The following is a 21,431-nucleotide window of genomic DNA, read 5'->3' on the forward strand; positions in this document are numbered from 1 at the left end:
GGTGACTCCTTACCAGTTCTGTTTACCGAACCCGGACGTAATGGGGTAGCGGCGATCCTTACCAAAGTTGCGAGCCGTGATGCGGGGCCCGACGGCAGCCTGACGGCGCTTGTACTCGTTGAGATCCACCAGACGGATCACCTTGCGCACCACGGCTTCTTCGAAGCCCTCCGCCACCATGTCGGCGACCGAGGCGTCTTCTTCCACATAGCGCTTGAGGATTGCGTCCAGAATGTCGTAGGGAGGCAGGCTGTCCTGATCCACCTGATCCGGTGCCAGCTCTGCCGAAGGGGGACGATCGATGACCCGCTGCGGGATCACGTAGTCGACCGAGTTGCGATATTCGCACAGCTTGAAGACCAGCGTCTTGGGTACGTCCTTGAGCACGTCAAAGCCGCCCGCCATGTCACCATACAGGGTGGCATAGCCGACCGCCATCTCGCTCTTGTTGCCGGTGGTCAATACGATGCGGCGACGCTTGTTGGAGAGTGCCATCAAGAGCACGCCACGGCAGCGGGCCTGCAGGTTCTCTTCGGTGGTATCCCGGGCGGTTCCCTCGAACAGCGGCGCCAGCTGGGTCATGAAACCTTCGAACATGGGTTCGATGGAGATGATGTTGAACTCGACCCCCATCCGCTCTGCCTGTTCCTTGGCATCTTCCACGCTCATCTGGGCTGTGTAGCGGAACGGCATCATCACCGCCTGCACCTTGTCCGCACCTATGGCATCGGCCGCGATGGCGAGCGTCAGGGCGGAGTCGATGCCACCGGAGAGGCCCAGCACAGCCCCCTGGAAGCCGTTCTTGGTGACGTAGTCATGCACCGCCAGCACCAGCGCCTGATAGGTCTCGGCCAGGGGCTCCAACTGCGCTGCGGGTTCTCGCTCTTTCAACGGCTGACCGTCGACAAAGCGCACCAGCGCCAGCTCTTCGGCAAAGGGAGCCAGCTTGTGAGTCAGCTCGCTCTGACCGTTGAACACCTTGGAGCAACCATCGAAGATCAGTTCATCCTGACCACAGACCTGATTGAGGTAAACCAGTGGCAAACCGGTCTGCTCGCAGCGCTCGGCCATCAGCTCGCGGCGGATCCAGGGTTTCTCCTGATCATAAGGGGAGGCATTGATGGTGAGCAGCAGCTCGGCACCGGCCGCCTTTGCCGCGAGTGCCGGGCCCGGTTGCCACAGATCTTCGCAGATAAGCAGCCCCAGCTGGTGGCCACGGAACGGCACCACGCAGGTATCGCTGGCCGCGGTGAAGTAACGCTTCTCGTCGAACACCCCGTAGTTGGGCAGATCCTGCTTGAAGTAGCGGGCGATGAGCTTGCCCTGCTCATAAAGGGAAGCTGCGTTGTAGAGCGCCTCTCCTTCACGCCAGGGGTGGCCCACCAGAATGGCGCAACGACCCTGCCAGGCCGCGACACGAGCCAAGGCCGCCTCCACTCGTATCATCAGATCGCTGCGCAGCAGCAGATCTTCAGGCGGGTAGCCGGTCAGCGCCAGCTCGGAGCAGACCAGCAGATCGGCTCCTTGCTGGTCGGCCTCTGCGGCGGCAGCCAGCACCTTGTCACAGTTATCTTCGATAGCGCCTACCGTCAGATTTAACTGGGCAAGCATCAGAGAGAGGGCTTTTGCCATGGCGATGCATCTTGAATTCGAAAATGATGGGGAATGATAAAGAAAAGGGGCTGGCTGTGCCAGCTCAACACTTGGCCTTTGCGCTGGTGTTCTGGCTGTCTGGAGATAAGATGTAACTAATCGAGGGAGATATTTGCCATGATCAAGGATGTGAAAGGATTCACTCTGCTGGAACTGATGATAGCGGTCAGTCTCGGGGTTATCTTGCTCGGGATTGGGGCGCCGGCCATGTCGAGTCTGCTCAGTGAGAACAGCTTGCGATTTGAATCACGCACGCTCCTGAAATACCTGCGCTTTGCCCGCAGTCAAGCCATCGACAACCAGCAATCAGTCACCGCCTGCCTGGCCAATGCCAGCGACAACTGCGTCACTGCCAACCCGACTCAGTTGCTGGTATTCGTCGATAATGATGCTCCGGCAGACAACATCTTGAATAACAGCGATCAATTTCTGGCCAGAACCGCTGCATTTGCCGGAACACTGACAATCTCCAACAACCGGATTTCCACCACCTTCAGCCCGGATGGCACCAGCCTCGGCAGCAATGCCACTATTAGCCTCTGCCGCTCAGGCAATGCCCAAGTCAACTTGGTCATTGCCCAATCGGGACGCTCCAGCCAGTCAACCCAGGCCAACGTCTGCCCCTGAAAACGTCGGCTCACTAGCGTAACTGGCTGGCGTCCTGCTGCTGTCCCTCTTTTGACTGAAACTTCTCCCCCAGCGGGCGGCACTCCAGCAGTGTCTTCACCGGCTGTACTGCCCCGTCGACCTCATACCCTCTCTTCTTGAATTTCTCGTGTACAGCCTGAGGAGAAGTATCCGTCACAGGACCATGCAACACGACTCGCTGTCCATTCGCCAGCTCGGCGTAGCACTTCATGTCCTCCGCCAGCGCCGCTCCCGATAACAACAGGCTCAGGCCCAACACCGTACTCAGTGGTTTCATTGCGCCTCTCCTTCATACAGGTAAATTTTCTTGGGCGACATGTCCATTTCCGCCTCTTCCGCGCCCTGGTTGCACTCCCCGGCACCAGTACAACGCTCCGGCTCACCGTCACCCTCGTCCTTGAGAATCACCTCCTCCCCAACACCTCCTCCAATGATACGGACCTTGGCATCATCCCCTGCATGCACCACCAGATCATCCGCCACCTTGTTTTGCACTTCCACGTAGCGTTCCGGCGTTTCATTGCCATCGAGATCGACCACATAACGGAAGGAGCTGCCATAGTGCATGTCCACCATGTACTGACGCGCCGCACCTATAGACTGAATGGTGCATTGCTGGAAGGACTGCACCTGCGGCAGGAACGAGGTGAAGTAAAGTTTGCCCTGCAACACCACCCCCGCCCCCATGGACTTCTCGCCGGGTTCGTTCAACCAGTTGACCCAACCTTTGGCGGTGGTGATTCCCGCCTTGGTCGCCAGAACATCATCACTGGTCGTCTGTGCCGACAGGGGGTCTGAGGTCACGTCGTAGAGATCGGTAATCAGGATGGGATTTCTGGCCTGCGCAGTAGTTGCACGGGGCATGACGTCATAGTCACGCAACATGAAATAACCATTGCGGACAGTCGCTTCCGAGGATGGCCGATTGCGATCACCACTGCCGATCAGCACCGCATCAAAGGGGCGATCCTGATAGGAATAGACCGTATTTCCCCCCACCACTGTACGTGTCACTTCCTTGTTGATGGTGCGCACCACTATAGGTTGCGTAAAGAAGCGGCGATCGGCGGCCTGAGTGCTGTCAGATCCCAGACTGGCAAATTTGAATACCCGCCAATCTGATTTGGTGGCATTCGGGAGATCCATCCGCCAGATATTACCTCCGGTATCCCCCGCATAGATGCGGTCGGTCTTGCCATCACCATCGCTATCCAGGGTCGCTACCGACCCCGGCATGCTGTCGGTCATCCCTGTGACCTGGAGATTCGTGGTTGAGGTGGCTGCCGGGGTCGCACTGAACACCAGGGCCCCCGTCTCAGCATTCACGATGTAGATCCCCCTACCCATGCTGTCATTCGCCCCCAACCCCTGGGCACTCTTGTTCACATCATAACCGCCAGCAAAAATCAGGACCGGCGTGGTGACTCCTGGCACAAAGGCGACTTCAGGCACCGACCAGGTCAGCCCCAGCTCGCCGAAGCCCGTCGTTTGGGAGTTCAGACGCCATTTCAGCGTTGGAGTATTGGGGCTGGAGATATCAAAGGCGTAATATGCCTTTCCACCGCTTCTCAATCCGGTGAACACCCAAACAAAATCATTCTCGGACGATTTCAACACCCCATTGCGATTGGCATCTTTGATAAGGGCGACAGGAGAGGAGTCAACACCATAAATATGCTCCGCAGATTCGGCGTTGATACGCAATGCCCTCTGGTTGGGCAAGAACTCATAGGGAATGGCGGCCCAACTCTCATCTATGGTGCTGCCCATATCCTTAAACATATGAAGGAAGCCCGCATTGGTCCCAAACAAGATCCGCAAATCAGGCGCATCGGCCGGGTTGCCGGATTGAGGGCCATAGTTCAACACCAGCGGCCGAGAATGCAGAGGGTCTCCCATGATGTGGCTGCGTATCAGGGTCGACGTATCAAAATCTTCGTCGTCGACATCCAACCCCTTGGTCCAGTCGATCAGGGAATCGAGTTCTGTCGTACTGCCTGCCTGCATGAAAGTCATGAGTGCCGCCTCACTGCCCGCCTGCGTCACCAGATTTGTCTTGGTGAGCGCATCGAGCCGATTCTGGGCATTATTGATGACATAGAGGTTTCGATTGCTTTTTGCCGCCAGCATTTCTTGGGCACCGCCTTCAGCCACCTTGTTGCCATCACGGCCGGATGACCAGAAGGTCTGGGCACTGTCGATGATGGTTCCATCAAACTTGATGGCGGGCAGACCTCGGCTATCCGCAACATAACCGTCCGGAGAAAATACCAATTTCTTCAGATTGCCCCGCCATCTGGGCCCGTCGTCCGGCTCAAACATGGCGTAATAGATGTTATTGAGACTACGGGTCCGGTCGAAATTGTTGCTGGCAATCGCAGGGGACACCAGTGAGGTATTGATGCGCAGGATCGCCAGCAAAGAGGCCTTTAGCGCATCGGTCAAGGCTGAGGCATCGGTCGCTGGGTAGTACTCACCACCTCCCCGCCTAGCCGTCTCCGCCAGCAGATTACCCGCCCCCGAGATAGCCTCATCACCGAATCCGACAGTAAAGGTGGTCACAGTCTGGGTGCCTGGTGAAACAGCATTGACATCCTTGTGCTTCATATAACCAGCCAAGGCAGCCAGATAGCTGTTTTCTCTGTTTCTTCCAGAACCATAAGAAACCACAGTCCCATAGGCTGCCTTTTCATCCGTGCTCAGGGTATTAATCAACCCCTGCACAAAGGTATCTGAAGAGGTATCCTGAGTCGGCTCACCATCGGTGATATAAATAACGTAACCGTTGTTTGAACAATTATCATAGGGAGCCTCATAGGTACCAGTCGGGCTCTCGGCTGCAGTATCTCTCGGGCTGCCTTGCAGTCCATACACAACGGTCTTGCCCCCAAAGAATTGATATGCCTCTCTCAATGTTTCACACAACGGAGTATTGGTACTGGCAGTCAGGGCTTCGACCCGATCCAACAGATCCTGCTCCCCCGTCTTGCCATTTGCCAGTGTGACCTCACTGCCTAATATGTCTCTGACAATACGCCCGCCATTATTATCAGTGTCATTATTCCTATTAAATACCGCCAGACCAAAATCCACCCCAGGTGTGGATGAAATCAAACCTTTCACTGCATCTTTGGCAATGCGGAGTCGAGATTCCACTGAGTATCCGGTTGGACCATGATACCAGCGGATATAATTGGCAGAATAAATAGTCACAGCTGTATTGCTGGCATTGACGGCATTATTTTTATTGGCCGTATAAAACCACTCGCCGCTTCTACTACTGTCCTTGTCTACTGGATAACCAGCCCCAACCGTCCAGCTTCCACTGTAGGGGTTGGCCGGGTTGCTTGCTGTAATATCCTGCTTGCAATCTACCAGATTGATATTGTTCTCTTGATCACCGCTGAGCGAATTCCATTCACCCCGCCCTCTTCCTGGTGGGTTACCATTCGTAACCTCATAACTCCACATTTGCGACTGAAAATAACCAATATTCGACAATGGCGTTTTTGAAGTCGCACAAGCATTCAGCTTGTCGGAGAATCGCCTGCTGGTGTTAATAGCAGGAATACTGCCATCGGTTGAATAGTAAATGTACTTTTTACTATTATTAGAATCAGGATCATTGCTCAATGCAGGATACACGGTAGCAGGATTATAGACCTCTTTGATCTGCTCCATGGTGTCAGCCATACTGCCTGAGTTATCGAATATCAGCAGCACCTTGGGGCGAAAGTCCCCTGCCTTGTTGAAGTCATAAATAAACAGCTCGGTGTCATCGGCTCTCGTCGATGTAATGCCAAACACAAGGCTACACCAGCATAAAATCACCCCAAGTCGTCGTAGCCACATATCCTTCGCTCCTATTCGGTGAGCAGTGGTTGTTCTACACCCGCAATCCAAGTCAACGGGCGAACATATTTTCCATAATTCACATTGGCCTGCAGCTCGACATACTTGCACGCAGGAATCACATTGCTGCTGCTGGCGTCAATCTTTCGCTTGCACACGGTTTCGATACGATTAGTAAGAGCGACAGCCGCCGAAGCATTGCTGCTATTGACGCTGATCGCCGCACTGGCCCCCAGAGTGGCGCCCATGCCGGCAATCACAGTCGATATGTTGTTGCTCTGCATCGCCGCTTCGATGATGCCTTCTAGCCGATGCTCCGCCTGTCGGAAGCTGGCGGACGAGCCTGCCATCTTGAGGTCTTGCCCCGAAGATTGCATCACTACCACGGCAATCAGGGTAAGGGGCAGCAAAATGATCAGGGCGACGATCAGAGCCACACCGCGCTGGGATCTCATGCTCCACCTCCCACTATTACCGCAGGATTGCGCAGCGATACACTGGTTTCCAGTAACAGACGGCGGAAACCATCTCCATTGCCTGATACGCTAGTGCTGCCAACCTGATAAACATTGTTATTCACATAACTGCTGGATGCTTGCAGTGAGCGCACCAGAATAAAGATGCGTGCCGCCACGACCCGACCTTCACTCCATTCCTGTTCAGTTACATTCGCGGTCGCGACATAACGGTCAATTTCACCATCCGGCACCGGGCTGTCGTCGACACCAAACAGCACCGTCATCCGTTCAATTCCTTCGGCCATGGGGCCGGAGATCAATACCGATCCGCCATTTGCGGTCAGGTAACGCTTTCTCAATTCAGGGTTGCCTGCTGCATTGGGAGAAAGGTAATAGATAAAGTGCTGATACTCCCAGAGCTGACGCTCCGGCGTCATAGCGGGGACCGTTTCTCCCCCCTTGAACATCTGGGCAGCCTGGGTCGTTGTGGCGAGATAAAAGCGATTGCCAGTAGCGGCGGTATCCGCCAGCGGAAGACCAATCAGCCGTTTGATGCTGATGACATCCGAATTGGCGACACGCGAAGCCACGGGGATACAGGCAAAAGCCCCTCCCGTAATCGCCCTGCTGTTGTCCACCCCTGCGACCCAGATCCCCCGATTTGTTCCCACACTGGGTGGCAGGCTGCCTCGCCCAAGATTGTCCAGACAATCATTTGCGGCAAGCACACTAGACCCAGCACTCAGCGTAACCCCCTGCCCCACGGCCATGGGAGAACCCGTATAGTCCCCCCAAAAGCCAGCCCATTTCAGGTCCTGAGTGAGCAGGCGCATGGCGATACGGCCATTTTCCTGCAGCTCGCTCTGATCGAAGGCATCCTCAGTGGTGGCCCGAGAGGCTACGAAGATGCTCAGGCCACCACCGATCAGAAATACTCCGATCAGCATGGCGATCAGCCACTCGACCAGGGTAAAGCCACGGGCGTTCATAGGGTGGTCGTCAGCACGAACTGACGCCTCTGCCGATCTGCGGCATTCCCAAGTCCACAACTGTTGCGCACGGCGGTAACCGCATCGGCGCCATCAGACAGAGACTCCCGGCCGCGCCAGAAGATCCCCACCGTCAGGCTGTTGTTGGCCCCGCGGATCACGCAGCCGACCGGAGCCTGCAGAGATGAGGCTGCACCGGACACGGCAGAACCCAGCAGGGACTGTTGCCAATAGAAGAGATCCAGCGCCTGCCGTTCGGTCCTGCTGCAATCCGACATGGTGCCATTGCTGTTGGCACAACTCGGCATGTTCAGGATAGTGTTGCCTGATACGACGGTCGTGCCCTGGGCAGTCCAGCTGTCCTGGTTGATCCTGGCACGTTCAACGAGGTCATTTGCCAGCCAGTTGGCAATGGTACGCTGTCGGGCCTCATAGCCGGAGAATTTGGCCGTGGCCTGCATGCCAACCAGCCCCAGCAGACCAAAGGAGAGCACCACTGCGGCTATCATCACCTCCAGCAGGCTGAATCCGGTCATCTGGCGACGGCGTTGAAGTTTCATCGGCTAGTCCCAGCAGGCGTCGTTGGCGGTATCGCCGAGTCGGGTGGCACTTCTGGTGCCATCCTGATCGATGGAGAAGATGATGCAGTCGCTATCGGAGCCTTGTGCGCCGGAAGCCGTGGCAAAGAGAATGAAAGTATTGGTGCCGGCAGAGATGACCAGATGGTAGAAGCCGGACTCGGAGTTGTCAGTGATATTCAGGTCGGCAGCGGAGGAGGCGTACCTATTGAAGTCCATAAAATAGGTTTCTTGTCTGTTGGCGGCATCCAACAGCATCTTTTTGGCATCAATACGGTGGCTGGCCAGCAGATAGCGCTGATATGAGGGATAAGCAATGGTGCCAAGAATCGCCACTATGGCGACGACAATCATCAATTCAATGAGGGAAAAGCCTCGATAGAACCCAATCATATCCCATCCTTGGTGACTGGCGGTCTTGTTAGTCTAATGCCGGATAGGTCGCAACAACAAATCCGGCATCAGGAACATCACTCTTTATTCTTAGGCCATCCTGGCCACATTCAAATGATTCTAAGCTCTGGCGGCACCTCGAAGACCACGTTCTCTTCGCGACCCGGGTGTTCGGTCACTATCTTGCCACCCAGCTCGCGCAGACGGGCGATGACATTCTGAACCAGCACATCGGGAGCAGAGGCTCCCGCCGTCACCCCGATACGTTCAACATCGTCCAGCCAGCCCGGTTCGATCATGGTGGCATCGTCGATGAGGTAGGCTCGCGCCCCCACCTTCTCGGCCAGCTCGCGCAGGCGGTTGGAGTTGGAGGAGTTCCGTGACCCCACTACCAGCATGGCGTCCACCAGCCCCGCCATCTCCCGCACCGCATCCTGACGGTTCTGGGTGGCATAACAGATGTCATCCTTGCGCGGTCCCTGAATTTTCGGGAAGTGTTGGCGCAAGGCATCGATAACGTCCGAGGTCTCATCCACGCTGAGCGTAGTCTGAGTAACGAAGCAAAGATCGTCCGGGTTCTTCACCTTGAGCTTGGCCACGTCCTCCGGCGTTTCCACCAGATACATACCCCCTTCCGGATTCTCGTACTGCCCCATGGTGCCAATCACCTCGGGGTGACCGGCGTGACCGATGAGCACGGCCTCGGAGCCCTTACGGCTGGCACGATGGACCTCCATGTGCACCTTGGTCACCAGCGGACAGGTGGCATCGAACACCTTGAGGGCACGGGACTTGGCCATCTCGCGCACCGTCTTGGCAACGCCGTGGGCGGAGAAGATGACGATGCTGTCGTCCGGCACCTCGTCGAGCTCCTCGACGAATACGGCTCCCGCCTCTTTCAGCTTGTTCACCACATAGCGGTTGTGCACCACCTCGTGACGGACATAGATGGGTGCCCCGAACTTCTCAAGCGCGCTCTCGACTATGCTGATGGCACGGTCGACACCGGCGCAAAAACCACGTGGGTTAGCCAGCAAAATATCCATCAGCTCACCTTTTCCTCGTCATCCACGCCCAGGATCTCCACCTCGAAGGTGACGGTGTGACCCGCCAGCGGGTGGTTGAAGTCGACCGTCACCGACATCCCTTCCACCGCCCGTATGATGCCCGGCAGCTCGCTGCCATTGGGCTGGTCGAAGAGGATGATGGTGCCAATCTTGGGCTCCACATCGGCACCGAACTTGGCTCTGTCCAGATGGTAGATGTTGTCGGGATTGGAGTGACCGAACGCCTGCTCCGGCGCCAGCGTGAAGCTCTTGCTCTCCCCCTGACTAAGCCCCAGCAGGCACTGCTCGAAGCTCGATGTCAGGCTGCCGTCGCCCATTCGCAGGCGGGCCGGTTTGCCGTGCAGCGCCGTGCTGTCGGCAACCGAGCCATCTTCCAGCTTGATGGAGAAGTGGAACAGTACGCTGCTGTCAGCGCCTATGGCCTGGCTCATGCCGTCTCCTTCTGTTTTTCGGAGCGAAAACCTTCCAACACTATCATGGCGGCACCGATGAAGATGAAGCTGTCCGCCAGGTTGAATGCGGGCCAATGGGAGCGCTGCCAGTAGAAGTCGAGAAAATCGACCACGTGGCCCAGCACCAGGCGATCAAAGACGTTGCCAAGGGCTCCGCCGATGATGAGCGAATAGGCGATGCCGCTCCAGCGCTGGGTGACCGACTGCTTTCGCAGCCAGTGTGTCAGCAGCCCACAGATGGCAAACGCCAAGACCGCGAAGAACCAGCGCTGCCAGCCCCCCTGATCGGCCAGGAAGCTGAACGCTGCGCCCTTGTTGTAGACGTGCACCAGGTTGAAGAAGGGGGTGATCTCCACCCCCGGATAGCCAAACGGCAGCAACTTGACCACGGCGAGCTTGCTCGCCTGGTCTAGTACGAAGGCCAGCACCGCCAGCCACAGCCAACGCAGGCCCGTTTTGTTATGAAGAGCGTTATTGGTCATGTTCATCAGGCAAATTGACGCGTTTCGCCGTCACCCTCGACGTTGGTGACGCAGCGGCCACAGATCTCTTCGTGACCGGCTATGGTGCCCACGTCTTCCACATGGTGCCAGCAGCGGTCGCACTTGGCGGCAGCAGACTGGGCCACGTTCAGCCACAGATCATCGCGCTCGGTCGCAACGGCACCTTCCGGTGCTGTGTCAGCCACCACCACCTTGGCCTTGGAGGTGAGCAGCACGAAGCGCAGCTCATCGGCCAGGGCATTCAGCCGCTTAGCCAGCTCGGGCTTGGCGAACAGGGTAAGTTCGGCCTGCAGGGAGCCACCGATGCGCTTCTCGCCACGGGCGGCTTCCAGCGCCTTGTTCACTTCACCACGCACTGTGAGGATCTCTGCCCAGAAATCGTCGTTCAGCACTTCACCCGCTTCCAGCCCGAACAGGCCGTCGTACCACTCTTCGGTGAAGACGAACTCACCGCGCTCACCCGGCAGCAGAGCCCAGATCTCGTCGGCGGTGAAGCTCATGATGGGCGCCATCCAGCGCACCATGGCCTCGGCGATGTGATAGAGGGCGGTCTGGCAGGAGCGACGAGCCAGGCTGTCCGCCTTGGCGGTGTACTGCCTGTCCTTGATGACATCCAGGTAGAAGGAGCCCATCTCGATGGAGCAGAACTGCATCAGCTTCTGGGTCACGCCGTGGAAATTGTACTCATCGAACGCCGCCATGATCTCGGCCTGTACCGCCTTGGCACGGCCCACGGCCCAACGATCCACCACCACCATGTCGGCAGGCGCCACCATGTCGGTCGCCGGATTGAAACCGTTCAGGTTGGCCAGCAGGAAGCGGGCTGTGTTGCGAATACGGCGATAAGCATCGGCGGAGCGCTTGAGGATCTCGTCGGAGACTGTCATCTCACCGGTGTAGTCGGTGCTCGCTACCCACAGGCGCAGGATGTCGGCGCCCAGCTTGTTCATCACGTCCTGCGGACTGACCACGTTGCCGATGGACTTGGACATCTTGCGGCCCTGACCGTCCACGGTGAAGCCGTGAGTCAGCACCTGGTTGTAGGGAGCCTTGTCTTTCATGGCCACGCCGATCATCAGGGAGGACATGAACCAGCCGCGGTGCTGGTCAGAGCCTTCCAGATACATGTCGGCCGGGTTGCCGTTGAACTCGGGACGGGCATCGACCACTGAGGAGTGGGTCGAGCCTGAGTCGAACCAGACGTCCAGGGTGTCGGGCACCTTGTCGTACAGGTCGGCGTCGCTGCCCAGCAGCTCGGCCTTGTCCAGATCCCACCAGGCCTGGATGCCGGACTGTTCGACCCGCTTGGCCACCTCTTCCATCAGGCGCACGGATTCAGGGTGCAGCGCCTGAGTCTCCTTGTGAACGAACAGGGAGATGGGCACGCCCCAGGTACGCTGACGGGAGATGCACCAGTCAGGACGGTTCTCGACCATGGCCTGGATGCGGTTCTTGCCCCATGCCGGTACCCAACCGCTCTGGCCGTGCTGGGCAATGCCATCTTTCTCGATGCGCTCTATCTCTTCCAGCGCGCGCTTGCGCAATCCCTTCTGCTCCATGCTGATGAACCACTGGGGGGTGGCACGGAAGATGATCGGGGTCTTGTGACGCCAGCAATGGGGGTAGGAGTGGTTGAACACCTTGTGATGCAGCAGGGCGCCACGCTCGGTCAGCACCTCGACCACGGCCGCATTGGCCTTGAACACGTGCTGGCCGGCAAACAGCTCGGTATCCGGCAGGTAAACGCCGTTGCTGCCAACCGGGTTGGCCACTTCCAGACCGTACTTCTGACCGACCACGAAGTCTTCCTGACCGTGGCCAGGGGCGGTGTGAACGGCGCCGGTACCGGCATCCAGGGTGACGTGGTCACCCAGTACGACAGGCACGTCGAAGCTGTAGAAGGGGTGATTGAAGCGCAGCAGCTCGAGCGCCGCACCCTTGGCATAGCCCAGGTTGTGGAACTTCTCGATACCGGCTCTGTCCATCACGTCCTTGACCAGCTCGGCGGCCAGGATCAGGCGCTCGGGGTTGTCACCTTCCACCTGTACCAGGGCGTAGTCCAGATCGGCGTGCATGGCGATGGCACGGTTGGCCGGCAGGGTCCAGGGGGTGGTGGTCCAGATCACGGCAGAGAGCGGGCCCTTGCCGGTGTGACCTTCGGGACAGTCAAACTTGGCAGCCACTATCGCCTCGTCGACGGCCTTGAAGCGCACATCGATGGAGGGGGAATTCTTGTCGTAGTACTCCACTTCCGCTTCTGCCAGCGCAGAACCGCAATCGGTACACCAGTGCACCGGCTTGGAGCCTTTGTGCAGGTGGCCATTTTCAACGATCTTGGCCATGGAACGAATGATGTTGGCTTCGGTGCCAAAGTCCATGGTCAGGTAGGGGTGTTCCCAGTCACCCAACACACCCAGACGGATGAAGTCGGTCTTCTGCGCTTCGATCTGGGTTTTGGCATATTTGCGACACTCGGCGCGAAACTCGGCAGCGGAGACTTTCTCACCCGGCTTGCCAACCATGCCTTCCACTTTCAGCTCTATGGGCAGACCGTGACAATCCCAGCCAGGCACATAGGGAGAATCGAAGCCGGAGAGGCCCTTGGACTTGATGATGATGTCTTTGAGGATCTTGTTGACCGAGTGACCGATGTGAATGCTGCCGTTCGCGTAGGGAGGGCCATCATGCAGAATGAAAGAAGGCTTGCCCGCTTTGGCGCGGCGAATGGCGCCGTAAAGATCCTGATCGTACCAACGCTTGAGCATGTTGGGTTCACGCTTGGCCAGATCGCCACGCATCGGAAACTCGGTTTCCGGCAGATTCAGGGTGTGTTTATAGTCGCTCATCAGTCCTGGGTTCCCTTCTTTTCTAAAAGAGTGCTGGGTAAATTGAATGGTGGCAGCCCGAACCAGGCTCGGGCCGCCAGGGCATCTCGTTCGATCTGCTCTTTCAAGGCGGTGAAAGAGGCAAACTTCTGCTCTTCGCGCAGCTTGTGGCGAAGCAGCACCTTGACCTGCTGACCGTATAGATCACCAGAAAAATCAAATAGATGTACTTCCAATCTGGCTTGTGTACCGCTCAAGGTCGGCCGTACACCCACATTGGCGACACCGGGGAAGGTCTTGCCGGAACATAACACTTCCACCGCGAACACGCCACCGACCGGGATCACCTGCCGTTTGAGCGCGAGATTGGCGGTAGGAAAGCCTATGGTGCGCCCCAGCTTGTCGCCATGGGCCACCCGACCACTGATGGCATAGGGACGGCCGAGCATCAGCTCCACCTCAGCCATACGCCCCGCCTTCAAGGCCTCGCGCACCAAGGTGCTGCTGACCCGCTGGCGCTCGACCTGGAAGCTCTGGGTGCTGATCACCTCGAAGCCGAAGCGATGACCCGCCTCCTCCAGCAGGTGGAAGTCCCCCTCCCGCCCCTTGCCGAAGCGAAAATCATCCCCCACCACCAGGTAGTGCACGCCGAGTTTCTCCACCAGCAACTGCTCGATGAAGCTGCTGGCGGCCTGCTCGGCGAAGCGGTGCGTGAACCGCACACAGAGCATGCGATCTATCTGCATCCCCTTGAGCGCTTCGTACTTCTCCCGCCAACGGCTGAGACGGGCAGGAGCGGCGTCCCCCGCAAACAGCTCAAGGGGCTGCGGTTCGAACAGCATGACGCAGGCGGGCAGGCCAAGCTGGGCGGCTTTCTCCTGCAGTCGGGCCAGCACCGCATGGTGGCCCTGATGAACCCCATCGAAGTTGCCTATGGTCAATACGCAGCCCCGATGATGGGGCTTGATATTGTGAATGCCGCGAATGAGTTCCATCAGTGCCTTGTGCGTTGCTGCCATGGAAATCGGCGGATTATATATCAGGCAGCAGGCAGGGTCAGCCCTGCTGTTGAGCCGATTTCAGGTATCTGACCCGGAACCCGGGCATCATCAGCCTCATTGCTGACCCGATTTCAGGTGTCTTGGCCTGACCCCCAGCACCAGCAGGACTATTCCATACAAGGCGCCCCCAAGGCAGAGCAGCAAGGTCAGCTCCAGACTGGCTTTGTCCATGCTCCAGGCCCCCCACTGGGCGAGATCCGGTGACAGATAGCCAAGCACGCCCCCCATCAGCACAGTCGCCACCAGCAGCTTGAGGCAGAACACGCCCGTGTTGCGGGAAGGGCGATAGACCGCCTGCTGATACAACCCCTTGAACAGCAGGGCCGCATTCAGGGTGCCGGAGCAGGCGGTGGCGAGTGCCAGCCCCACATAGCCAAGCGGATAGATGAAGATGAGGTTGCACACCATGTTGGCCACCATGGCCATGATGCCGATCCGGACCGGGGTCCTGGTGTCCTGGCGGGCATAGTAGCCGGGGGCCAGTACCTTGATCAGCATCAGGGAGAGTAGCCCTGTGGTAGACGCCAGCAGGCTGGCGCTGGACATGGCCACCTCGTGCATGCCGAACTCGCCGCGCATGAAGAGCACTCGCAGTATGGGCTCGCGCAATACGGCAATCCCCACCATGGCGGGCAGGCCGAGCAGCATCACCATGCGCACCCCCCAGTCCATGGTACGGGAGAAGTCGGCCGGATCCGCATCCACATGCTTCTTGGCCAGCGCCGGCAGGATCACTGTGCTGATGGCGACCGCGAACAGGCCGAGGGGAAACTCCAGCAGGCGATCCGAGTAATAGAGATAGCTGATGGCACCGGTCGCCAGGAAGGAGGCCAGCATGGTGTTGATCAGCAGATTGATCTGGCTGACCGAGACGCCGAACAGCGCCGGTATCATCAGGGTGCGGATCTTCACCACACCGGGATGGTGCCAACCCCACTTGGGCCACACCAGCATGTTGATCTGGCGAAGGAAGGGGTACTGGAACAGAAACTGCACCAGGCCGCCGAGGAAAACACCGATCGCCAGCGCGATCTCGGGCCGCTCCAGCAACGGGGCAATCCACCAGGCCGCCGCTATCATGGTGAGGTTGAGGAACACCGGCGTGAAGGAGGAGACGGCGAAGCGACCAAAGGTGTTGAGAATAGCCCCGGCCATGGCGGTGAAGGTGATGAACCAGAGATAGGGGAAGGTAATCTTGAGCATCAGGCTGGCCAGCTCGAACTTCTCGGCCGCCGGGCCGCCGTGCAGCCAGTCCCAGAACCAGCCCCAGCCAAACAGGGCCGTCAGCACCCCCGAGCCCAGCACACCGAGCAGGGTGACTATGGTGACTATGCCGCCAAGGGTGCCCGCCACCGCGGCCAGCAGCTCGCGTACGGCCTGCTCGTCACCGTTTTTCTTGTACTCCGTCATCACCGGCACGAAGGCCTGGTTGAAAGCCCCTTCGGCGAACAACCGGCGCAAGAAGTTGGGAATGCGATTGGCGAAGAAGAAGACGTCTGCGGCCACCCCGGCACCGAGCAGATTGGCGATGACCACATCGCGCACCAAGCCCATCACACGGGACACCAGCGTCATTGCGGACACTATCATGCCGGATTTGATCAATTTCTTACTCAAGACGAGGCCTCTGGAACTGTCAGAATGGAAAGAATGCTGCTAGAATCGGCCGACAGTTTAACCGCCTCCCAACTGACACACCACCGGGGGGCGGTGTTTATTTGCACAAATCATTTGACAATATGTGGTTGAGAAGGCATATTTCCGGGCCTTTTCAATACACTCGCTAAGACAGTTTTAGGAGTTTTACCTTGGCTAATATCAAATCTGCTAAGAAGCGCGCGATTCAGTCAGAGAAACGTCGTCAACACAACGCCAGCCGTCGTTCAATGACCCGTACCTATCTGAAGAAAGTAATTGCTGCCATCGCTTCTGGCGACAAAGCTGCTGCCACTGCAGCTTTCGCTGTTGCTCAGCCGATCATGGATCGTATGGCGACCAAAGGCCTGATCCACAAGAACAAAGCTGCTCGTCACAAGAGCCGCCTGTCTGCCCAGATCAAAGCTATGGCTTAATCAGCTTCGGCTGAACAAAGCTAAAAAAACCGGCCTTAGTGCCGGTTTTTTATTTGGGTTCGCTGCAATACAGCCTGTGCAACAATCCAATCATCTCGCGTACCTCATGGCTGCGCAGCGAATAGTAGACCGTCTGGGCCTCTTTTCGCGTCGCCACCAGCTCATCACGCCGCAGCACAGCAAGATGTTGTGACAGGGCCGACTGACTCAGTCCAAGCACCTCGTTGAGTTCCCCCACCGACAGCTCTCTCTCCAATAACTGGCACAGAATGAACAAGCGCCGTTCATTGGCCAGCGCCTTGAGCAGGGTGACCGCACGTCCGGCATTCGCCTCCATCTCTTCCAACTGCATCGCATTCCCTCCCCTGCAAGACAGGAATCATACCCTCTGCCCCGTCGATTTAAAATGACAGGGTCGCCGGCTGAATGGTGGTGAAATCCTCCTGACCGGCAAAGAGGAAGGAGAAATCACTCTCGCACACCCGTTTCACCGCCGGATGCTGGATCATCCGCTCGGCGAAGATGACGTAGTACTCCTCCATCAGATCCTGGGTCTCCCCGATCAGCATCACCTCCTCCCCCTCCAGGATCTCCTCCCGATAGATGGTCGGCGCCATGAAGATACCCTGATTGAAGAAGCCAAATGCCTTCATCAGGGCCGCATCGTCGAATTCCCCCAGGATGCTGGGAGAGATGCCCTGCTGCTCGAACCACTGGGTCAGCTGGCGCCCCATGGCGGTACGACGACCAGGGATGAGCAGCTTGCGCTCCTCGAGACAGGCAGGAAAAGGCTTTTCGGGCAGCGGTGCCTTGCAGAAGAAGCTGACACCACAGCCCCCCAGCCGCTTGGAGAGCAGGCCGGCGTGCTGGCTGGAGTCCACCGGACAATCGGAGAGGATCATGTCTAGCTTGTGCTCGCTCAGTTGCTCCAGCAGCAGCTCGTGGGTCGATTCGAAACAGCGCAGGTGGATGGAGCCGTCGTTGGGGATGACGGAGAGCAGCACCCGGCTGGCTAGGCGCTTGGAGAGTGCATCGGCGATGCCGACGTCAAACAGGATCTGGCTCTCCTTGCGGTAGTTGACGATATCCAGCATCTCGTAGGAGAGGCTGAACATCTTGTCGGCATAGCGAAACACCAGCTGGCCCAGTTCGGTGGCCTCGAGGGAGCGCCCCTTTCGAATCAACAGCTTGCCGCCGAGACGCTGCTCCAGCAGCTTGATCTGACCGGTGACTGTCTGGGGAGTGAGGAAGAGGGCTTCCGCCGCCTGGGTGACGGAGCCCTTCTTCTGAGTCATCCAAAAATAGTAGAGATGGTTGTAATTAAGGTGTGACATCCGATGGGGTTCCCGCGCTGCGCGGGCTCCGGTAGCAGCTGAGTTCAACCGCCAGAATGTCATACATGTCGCTGATCGAGTCAACCTTGTTTGCGCCGAACTGCTCTTGCAGGGTCAGCTTGAGGCGGGCCGGATCCGGCATCCGCTCCCCGCAGTAGCGCTTGTGGGACTTCTTCACTCGTTCGCCGGCCCGGCTGCTCAGGGCCCGCTCGGTGAAGGTTTCACCGAACTGGGCCTTGGCCTGCTTGTCCCCCAGCATGAGGGCGCTGTCCACCACCCCGTTGAGATAGGCCGAGCAACTGGCCGACGCCGCATCCTGCTGGCACTCCGCCAGGCTATTCGCCCAGACTGCCGGGCTCGCCAGCATGACTAACCATCCGAGTCTTCTCATAACCCCTCCGTGCTTTGATTCGCCTCCCGATTGGGCAGCGATATCCGCAGGGCGATAAAACCGATCACGGCCGCCAGGGTGGATCCCACCAGGATCCCGAGGCGTGAGTAGCTGCCGTAGTCGAGTCCGCCATGCTCGAATGCCAGCGATGCGATGAACATCGACATGGTAAAGCCGATGCCACACAGGATGCTGACCGCAAAGATCTGCTTGAAGTTGACGCCGCTCGGCAGCTGGGCGATGCCGAGTTTCACCGACAGCCAGCTGATGGTGAAGATACCGAGGGGTTTGCCGATGAAGAGCCCCAGTATGATGCCCATGGGCACCGGGCTGAGCAGATCCGACAGCTGGATCCCGTCGAGGGAGACCCCGGCGTTGGCAAAGGCAAACAACGGCAGTATCAGGTACGCGCTCCAGGGATGCAGCACATGCTCGAGGTGCTTGAGCGGCGAGGCATAGCGCTTCCCGGAGATAGGGATCATGAAGCCAACGATGACGCCGGCCAGGGTCGCATGGACGCCGGACTTGAGCACCGCAACCCAGAGCACCAGACCCACCAGCATGTAGAGGCCGATCCTGTCCTCACCGCGGCGGTTCATCCACAGCAGAGTGAGGGTCGCCACTATGCCGACCGCCAGTGCGGTCAGCGACAGCTGCTGGGTATAGAAGAGGGCGATGATGATGATGACCCCAAGGTCATCCATGATGGCCAGGGCCAGCAGGAATACCTTGAGGCTGGTCGGTACCCGCTTGCCAAGCAGCGCCATCACCCCGAGGGCGAAGGCGATGTCGGTTGCGGCCGGAATGGCCCAGCCGGCCCGGGTCACTTCGTCTTCGTAGTTGAAGAAGGCATAGATGAGCGCAGGGGCCAGCATGCCACCCACGGCGGCGATGGCCGGGAAGGTGGCCTGCACCCGTGATGAGAGCGCCCCCTCCAGCATCTCACGCTTTACTTCCAGCCCGACCAGCAGGAAGAAGATCGCCATGAAGCCGTCGTTGATCCAGAGCAGCAGCGGCTTGTTGATGTCGAGGGCGGCAATGCGCACCTGTACCTGGGTATTGAGGAAACTCTGATAGTGCTCCGCCAGGGCAGAGTTGGCCAGACCGATGGCCACCAGGGCGGCCAGGATCAGAATTATTCCGGAGGCTGACTCCAGTTTGAGAAATCGCTTGAACACATCGCTCATGGTCTAACTATCCATAAAATTGTACTTTTTCAGTCTAGGGGCCGAGTGAGTTAATGAAAAATCGTTTCTAACTGCCAATAACAACGGAAAAACCGAAGGCAAAATGAATCATGCCTGCTATAAGCACGTTTTATCCCGCCTTCATGAGCCCGCGGAGCATTCTTTTTTTTGCATATTTATTCTTTTTAGGCATGAAAAAGGCGCCCGCAGGCGCCTTTCGAACAGATGGAATAACGTAATGCCGCCATGCGGGAAACCCCGTCGAGAGCCGCTCGCCATCACGGCGGATGCGGGGTCAGATGGCGACAGGGGCCTTGATACCCGGATGGGGATCATAACCCTGGATCTCGAAGTCCTCGAACCTGTAGTCGAAGATGGAGTCCGGCTTGCGCTTGATCACCAGCTGCGGCAAGGGACGCGGCTCGCGGGAGAGCTGCAGCGCCGTTTGCTCCATGTGGTTGGAGTAGAGGTGCACATCGCCACCGGTCCAGACGAAGTCGCCCACGGCCAGATCGCACTGCTGGGCCATCATGTGGGTCAGCAGGGCGTAGCTCGCGATGTTGAACGGCAGGCCGAGGAATACGTCGCAACTGCGCTGATAGAGCTGGCAGGAGAGCTTGCCGTCTGCCACGTAGAACTGGAAGAAGGCGTGACAAGGGGCGAGCGCCATCTTGTCCAGCTCACCCACGTTCCAGGCGGAGACTATGATGCGGCGCGAGTCCGGGTTGTGCTTGATGTCATCCACCGCCTTCTGGATCTGGTCGATGACGGTGCCATCGGCCGTCGGCCAGGAGCGCCACTGGGCACCGTAGACAGGGCCCAGATCGCCGTGCTCGTCGGCCCACTCGTCCCAGATGCTGACGCCGTGCTCTTTCAGGTAGGCGGTGTTGGTGTCGCCATTGAGGAACCAGAGCAGCTCGTGAATGATGGAGCGCAGGTGGCACTTCTTGGTGGTGACCAGCGGGAAGCCTTCCGCCAGATTGAAGCGCATCTGATGACCGAACAGGGAGACTGTCCCCGTGCCGGTGCGATCGGATTTGACGGTGCCTTCATCCAGGATCTTCTGCATCAGGTCGAGATAGGCCCTCATTACTTTGCCTCCTTCGCCGCGTTGCCGAACAACTGCGGACGCTTGTAGGCGACCCAGATCATCAGGGCGCCGATGATGATCATCGGAGTGGAGAGGATCTGGCCCATGCTGATCTCCTGGAAGTAGAGACCGAGCTGGCTGTCAGGCTGGCGTACGAACTCCACCAGGAAGCGGAACAGGCCGTAGAACAGCAGGAACATGCCGGAGATGGCGCCCCGTGGCGGGTTCTTGCGCCAGAACAGGTTCAGGATGATGAAGAGCACCACACCTTCCAGAGCGAACTGGTAGAGCTGGGAGGGGTGACGCGGCTCGGGGCCGGCCTCCGGGAAGATGATGGCCCAGGGCACGTCTGTGACCCGGCCCCACAGCTCGCCGTTCATGAAGTTGCCGATGCGGCCGACACCGAGGCCGAACGGAATGAGCGGCGCCACGAAGTCCGCCACGGTGAAGAAGTGACGCTTGGTCTTGTGGGCAAACCAGATCATGGCGGTGATGACACCGATCAGGCCGCCGTGGAACGACATGCCGCCGGTCCAGATCTTGAACAGGTAGGTGGGATCGGCCAGGAAGAGATCGAAGTTGTAGAACAGCACATAGCCGATACGACCGCCCAGGATCACCCCGAGGAAGCCGTAGAACAGCAGGTCGGAGACCTCGTTGCGAGTCCAGCCACTGTTGGGCGCATCGGCGCGGCGGCCCGCAAGCCACATGGCAAAGGCAAAACCAAACAAATACATGAGACCATACCAGCGTACCGATAGTGGTCCCAAACTGAATGCTACGGGATCAATCTGCGAGAAAACCCAATATCCGTCGTGCTGCATGGCGCGGCCCCAGTCATAAGAAAAGCCGCATTCTCCGATCATTCGTCAGCAGGA

The 21,431-nt window shown here is 58.3% G+C and carries 21 protein-coding genes; 2 read left to right on the top strand and 19 right to left on the bottom strand.

The genetic code is table 11. From position 1 onward, the window contains the following. Window positions 1–9 precede the first annotated feature (9 nt). Complete coding sequence (locus ACFWHB_RS18230) at window positions 10–1,632, bottom strand: NAD+ synthase (protein WP_163154498.1); 1,623 nt, start codon at window positions 1,630–1,632, stop codon at window positions 10–12. A 138-nt stretch (window positions 1,633–1,770) separates the two neighbouring features. On the opposite strand from ACFWHB_RS18230, the gene ACFWHB_RS18235 reads away from it, so the two are divergent. After that, a complete protein-coding gene (locus ACFWHB_RS18235) occupies window positions 1,771–2,280 on the top strand; it encodes a GspH/FimT family pseudopilin (RefSeq protein WP_106884981.1) in 510 nt (169 codons plus the stop codon). 13 nt (window positions 2,281–2,293) lie between these two features. Here the strand turns inward: ACFWHB_RS18235 and ACFWHB_RS18240 are convergent, their stop codons facing one another. The 12 genes from ACFWHB_RS18240 to murJ form a co-directional block, all read right to left on the bottom strand. Next, on the bottom strand, window positions 2,294–2,578 hold the full coding sequence (locus tag ACFWHB_RS18240) for a TapY2 family type IVa secretion system protein (RefSeq protein WP_262113501.1): 285 nt from the start codon (window positions 2,576–2,578) through the stop codon (window positions 2,294–2,296). Beyond that, window positions 2,575–6,153 carry a pilus assembly protein gene (locus ACFWHB_RS18245; protein ID WP_395949000.1) on the bottom strand — a complete coding sequence of 1,193 codons (3,579 nt, stop codon included), beginning with the start codon at window positions 6,151–6,153 and terminating at the stop codon, window positions 2,575–2,577. The genes ACFWHB_RS18240 and ACFWHB_RS18245 overlap by 4 nt, the downstream gene beginning before the upstream one ends. 11 nt (window positions 6,154–6,164) lie before the next feature. Beyond that, a complete protein-coding gene (gene tppD, locus ACFWHB_RS18250; protein WP_106884984.1) occupies window positions 6,165–6,608 on the bottom strand; it encodes a type IVa pilus pseudopilin TppD in 444 nt (147 codons plus the stop codon). Next, window positions 6,605–7,600 (bottom strand): PilW family protein, encoded by a 996-nt coding sequence (locus ACFWHB_RS18255; RefSeq protein ID WP_395949001.1) that lies wholly within the window; start codon window positions 7,598–7,600, stop codon window positions 6,605–6,607. Before ACFWHB_RS18255 ends, tppD begins: the two co-directional genes overlap by 4 nt. After that, a complete protein-coding gene (gene pilV / locus ACFWHB_RS18260; RefSeq protein WP_163135571.1) occupies window positions 7,597–8,160 on the bottom strand; it encodes a type IV pilus modification protein PilV in 564 nt (187 codons plus the stop codon). Before pilV ends, ACFWHB_RS18255 begins: the two co-directional genes overlap by 4 nt. 3 nt (window positions 8,161–8,163) lie before the next feature. Next, a complete protein-coding gene (tppA, locus tag ACFWHB_RS18265; protein WP_163135572.1) occupies window positions 8,164–8,571 on the bottom strand; it encodes a type IVa pilus pseudopilin TppA in 408 nt (135 codons plus the stop codon). A gap of 110 nt (window positions 8,572–8,681) precedes the next feature. Then, the gene (ispH, locus tag ACFWHB_RS18270; RefSeq protein ID WP_395949002.1) at window positions 8,682–9,617 is read right to left on the bottom strand and encodes a 4-hydroxy-3-methylbut-2-enyl diphosphate reductase; all 936 of its coding nucleotides are present in this window, start codon (window positions 9,615–9,617) and stop codon (window positions 8,682–8,684) included. After that, window positions 9,617–10,069, bottom strand: coding sequence for an FKBP-type peptidyl-prolyl cis-trans isomerase (fkpB, locus tag ACFWHB_RS18275; RefSeq protein ID WP_395949003.1), 453 nt, complete (start codon window positions 10,067–10,069; stop codon window positions 9,617–9,619). Before fkpB ends, ispH begins: the two co-directional genes overlap by 1 nt. Then, on the bottom strand, window positions 10,066–10,578 hold the full coding sequence (lspA, locus tag ACFWHB_RS18280) for a signal peptidase II (protein WP_139743717.1): 513 nt from the start codon (window positions 10,576–10,578) through the stop codon (window positions 10,066–10,068). Before lspA ends, fkpB begins: the two co-directional genes overlap by 4 nt. Beyond that, on the bottom strand, window positions 10,578–13,439 hold the full coding sequence (gene ileS / locus ACFWHB_RS18285; protein WP_395949005.1) for an isoleucine--tRNA ligase: 2,862 nt from the start codon (window positions 13,437–13,439) through the stop codon (window positions 10,578–10,580). Before ileS ends, lspA begins: the two co-directional genes overlap by 1 nt. Continuing rightward, window positions 13,439–14,413, bottom strand: coding sequence for a bifunctional riboflavin kinase/FAD synthetase (ribF, locus tag ACFWHB_RS18290; RefSeq protein WP_234676016.1), 975 nt, complete (start codon window positions 14,411–14,413; stop codon window positions 13,439–13,441). The genes ileS and ribF overlap by 1 nt, the downstream gene beginning before the upstream one ends. Window positions 14,414–14,533: 120 nt before the next feature. Then, a complete protein-coding gene (murJ, locus tag ACFWHB_RS18295) occupies window positions 14,534–16,096 on the bottom strand; it encodes a murein biosynthesis integral membrane protein MurJ (protein ID WP_395949006.1) in 1,563 nt (520 codons plus the stop codon). Window positions 16,097–16,287: 191 nt separating this feature from the next. Here murJ and rpsT point away from each other — a divergent pair, with 191 nt between their 5' ends. Further along, window positions 16,288–16,551, top strand: a complete 264-nt coding sequence (gene rpsT, locus ACFWHB_RS18300; protein ID WP_033129187.1) for a 30S ribosomal protein S20 — start codon at window positions 16,288–16,290, stop codon at window positions 16,549–16,551. A 49-nt stretch (window positions 16,552–16,600) separates the two neighbouring features. On the opposite strand, the gene ACFWHB_RS18305 is transcribed toward rpsT, so the two are convergent. The 6 genes from ACFWHB_RS18305 to lgt form a co-directional block, all read right to left on the bottom strand. Further along, window positions 16,601–16,903 (bottom strand): ArsR/SmtB family transcription factor, encoded by a 303-nt coding sequence (locus ACFWHB_RS18305; RefSeq protein WP_106884992.1) that lies wholly within the window; start codon window positions 16,901–16,903, stop codon window positions 16,601–16,603. Window positions 16,904–16,952: 49 nt separating this feature from the next. Then, window positions 16,953–17,885 (bottom strand): transcriptional activator NhaR, encoded by a 933-nt coding sequence (gene nhaR / locus ACFWHB_RS18310; protein ID WP_005332358.1) that lies wholly within the window; start codon window positions 17,883–17,885, stop codon window positions 16,953–16,955. Continuing rightward, window positions 17,872–18,252, bottom strand: coding sequence for a hypothetical protein (locus tag ACFWHB_RS18315; RefSeq protein WP_290070252.1), 381 nt, complete (start codon window positions 18,250–18,252; stop codon window positions 17,872–17,874). Before ACFWHB_RS18315 ends, nhaR begins: the two co-directional genes overlap by 14 nt. 20 nt (window positions 18,253–18,272) lie before the next feature. After that, the gene (nhaA, locus tag ACFWHB_RS18320) at window positions 18,273–19,463 is read right to left on the bottom strand and encodes a Na+/H+ antiporter NhaA (protein WP_106884995.1); all 1,191 of its coding nucleotides are present in this window, start codon (window positions 19,461–19,463) and stop codon (window positions 18,273–18,275) included. Between the two features lie 295 nt (window positions 19,464–19,758). Further along, window positions 19,759–20,553 carry a thymidylate synthase gene (thyA, locus tag ACFWHB_RS18325; protein ID WP_395949007.1) on the bottom strand — a complete coding sequence of 265 codons (795 nt, stop codon included), beginning with the start codon at window positions 20,551–20,553 and terminating at the stop codon, window positions 19,759–19,761. Further along, window positions 20,553–21,377, bottom strand: a complete 825-nt coding sequence (gene lgt, locus ACFWHB_RS18330) for a prolipoprotein diacylglyceryl transferase (protein WP_395949008.1) — start codon at window positions 21,375–21,377, stop codon at window positions 20,553–20,555. Before lgt ends, thyA begins: the two co-directional genes overlap by 1 nt. Between the last annotated feature and the right edge of the window lie 54 nt (window positions 21,378–21,431).

It is taken from the genome of Aeromonas mytilicola subsp. aquatica (genome assembly GCF_044336385.1).
GTDB classification, from domain to species: domain Bacteria; phylum Pseudomonadota; class Gammaproteobacteria; order Enterobacterales; family Aeromonadaceae; genus Aeromonas; species Aeromonas rivipollensis.

Coding starts and splice junctions, on each gene's coding strand:
- ACFWHB_RS18315 (WP_290070252.1), bottom strand. CDS start 18,252: ATGCTGGCGAGCCCGGCAGTCTGGGCGAATAGCCTGGCGGAGTGCCAG.
- ispH (WP_395949002.1), bottom strand. CDS start 9,617: ATGGATATTTTGCTGGCTAACCCACGTGGTTTTTGCGCCGGTGTCGAC.
- ACFWHB_RS18245 (WP_395949000.1), bottom strand. CDS start 6,153: ATGTGGCTACGACGACTTGGGGTGATTTTATGCTGGTGTAGCCTTGTG.
- pilV (WP_163135571.1), bottom strand. CDS start 8,160: ATGAAACTTCAACGCCGTCGCCAGATGACCGGATTCAGCCTGCTGGAG.
- tppD (WP_106884984.1), bottom strand. CDS start 6,608: ATGAGATCCCAGCGCGGTGTGGCTCTGATCGTCGCCCTGATCATTTTG.
- nhaR (WP_005332358.1), bottom strand. CDS start 17,885: ATGTCACACCTTAATTACAACCATCTCTACTATTTTTGGATGACTCAG.
- ACFWHB_RS18305 (WP_106884992.1), bottom strand. CDS start 16,903: ATGCAGTTGGAAGAGATGGAGGCGAATGCCGGACGTGCGGTCACCCTG.
- ACFWHB_RS18240 (WP_262113501.1), bottom strand. CDS start 2,578: ATGAAACCACTGAGTACGGTGTTGGGCCTGAGCCTGTTGTTATCGGGA.
- ACFWHB_RS18235 (WP_106884981.1), top strand. CDS start 1,771: ATGATCAAGGATGTGAAAGGATTCACTCTGCTGGAACTGATGATAGCG.
- lgt (WP_395949008.1), bottom strand. CDS start 21,377: ATGCAGCACGACGGATATTGGGTTTTCTCGCAGATTGATCCCGTAGCA.
- ileS (WP_395949005.1), bottom strand. CDS start 13,439: ATGAGCGACTATAAACACACCCTGAATCTGCCGGAAACCGAGTTTCCG.
- thyA (WP_395949007.1), bottom strand. CDS start 20,553: ATGAGGGCCTATCTCGACCTGATGCAGAAGATCCTGGATGAAGGCACC.
- ACFWHB_RS18255 (WP_395949001.1), bottom strand. CDS start 7,600: ATGAACGCCCGTGGCTTTACCCTGGTCGAGTGGCTGATCGCCATGCTG.
- fkpB (WP_395949003.1), bottom strand. CDS start 10,069: ATGAGCCAGGCCATAGGCGCTGACAGCAGCGTACTGTTCCACTTCTCC.
- ribF (WP_234676016.1), bottom strand. CDS start 14,413: ATGGAACTCATTCGCGGCATTCACAATATCAAGCCCCATCATCGGGGC.
- tppA (WP_163135572.1), bottom strand. CDS start 8,571: ATGATTGGGTTCTATCGAGGCTTTTCCCTCATTGAATTGATGATTGTC.
- lspA (WP_139743717.1), bottom strand. CDS start 10,578: ATGAACATGACCAATAACGCTCTTCATAACAAAACGGGCCTGCGTTGG.
- nhaA (WP_106884995.1), bottom strand. CDS start 19,463: ATGAGCGATGTGTTCAAGCGATTTCTCAAACTGGAGTCAGCCTCCGGA.
- ACFWHB_RS18230 (WP_163154498.1), bottom strand. CDS start 1,632: ATGGCAAAAGCCCTCTCTCTGATGCTTGCCCAGTTAAATCTGACGGTA.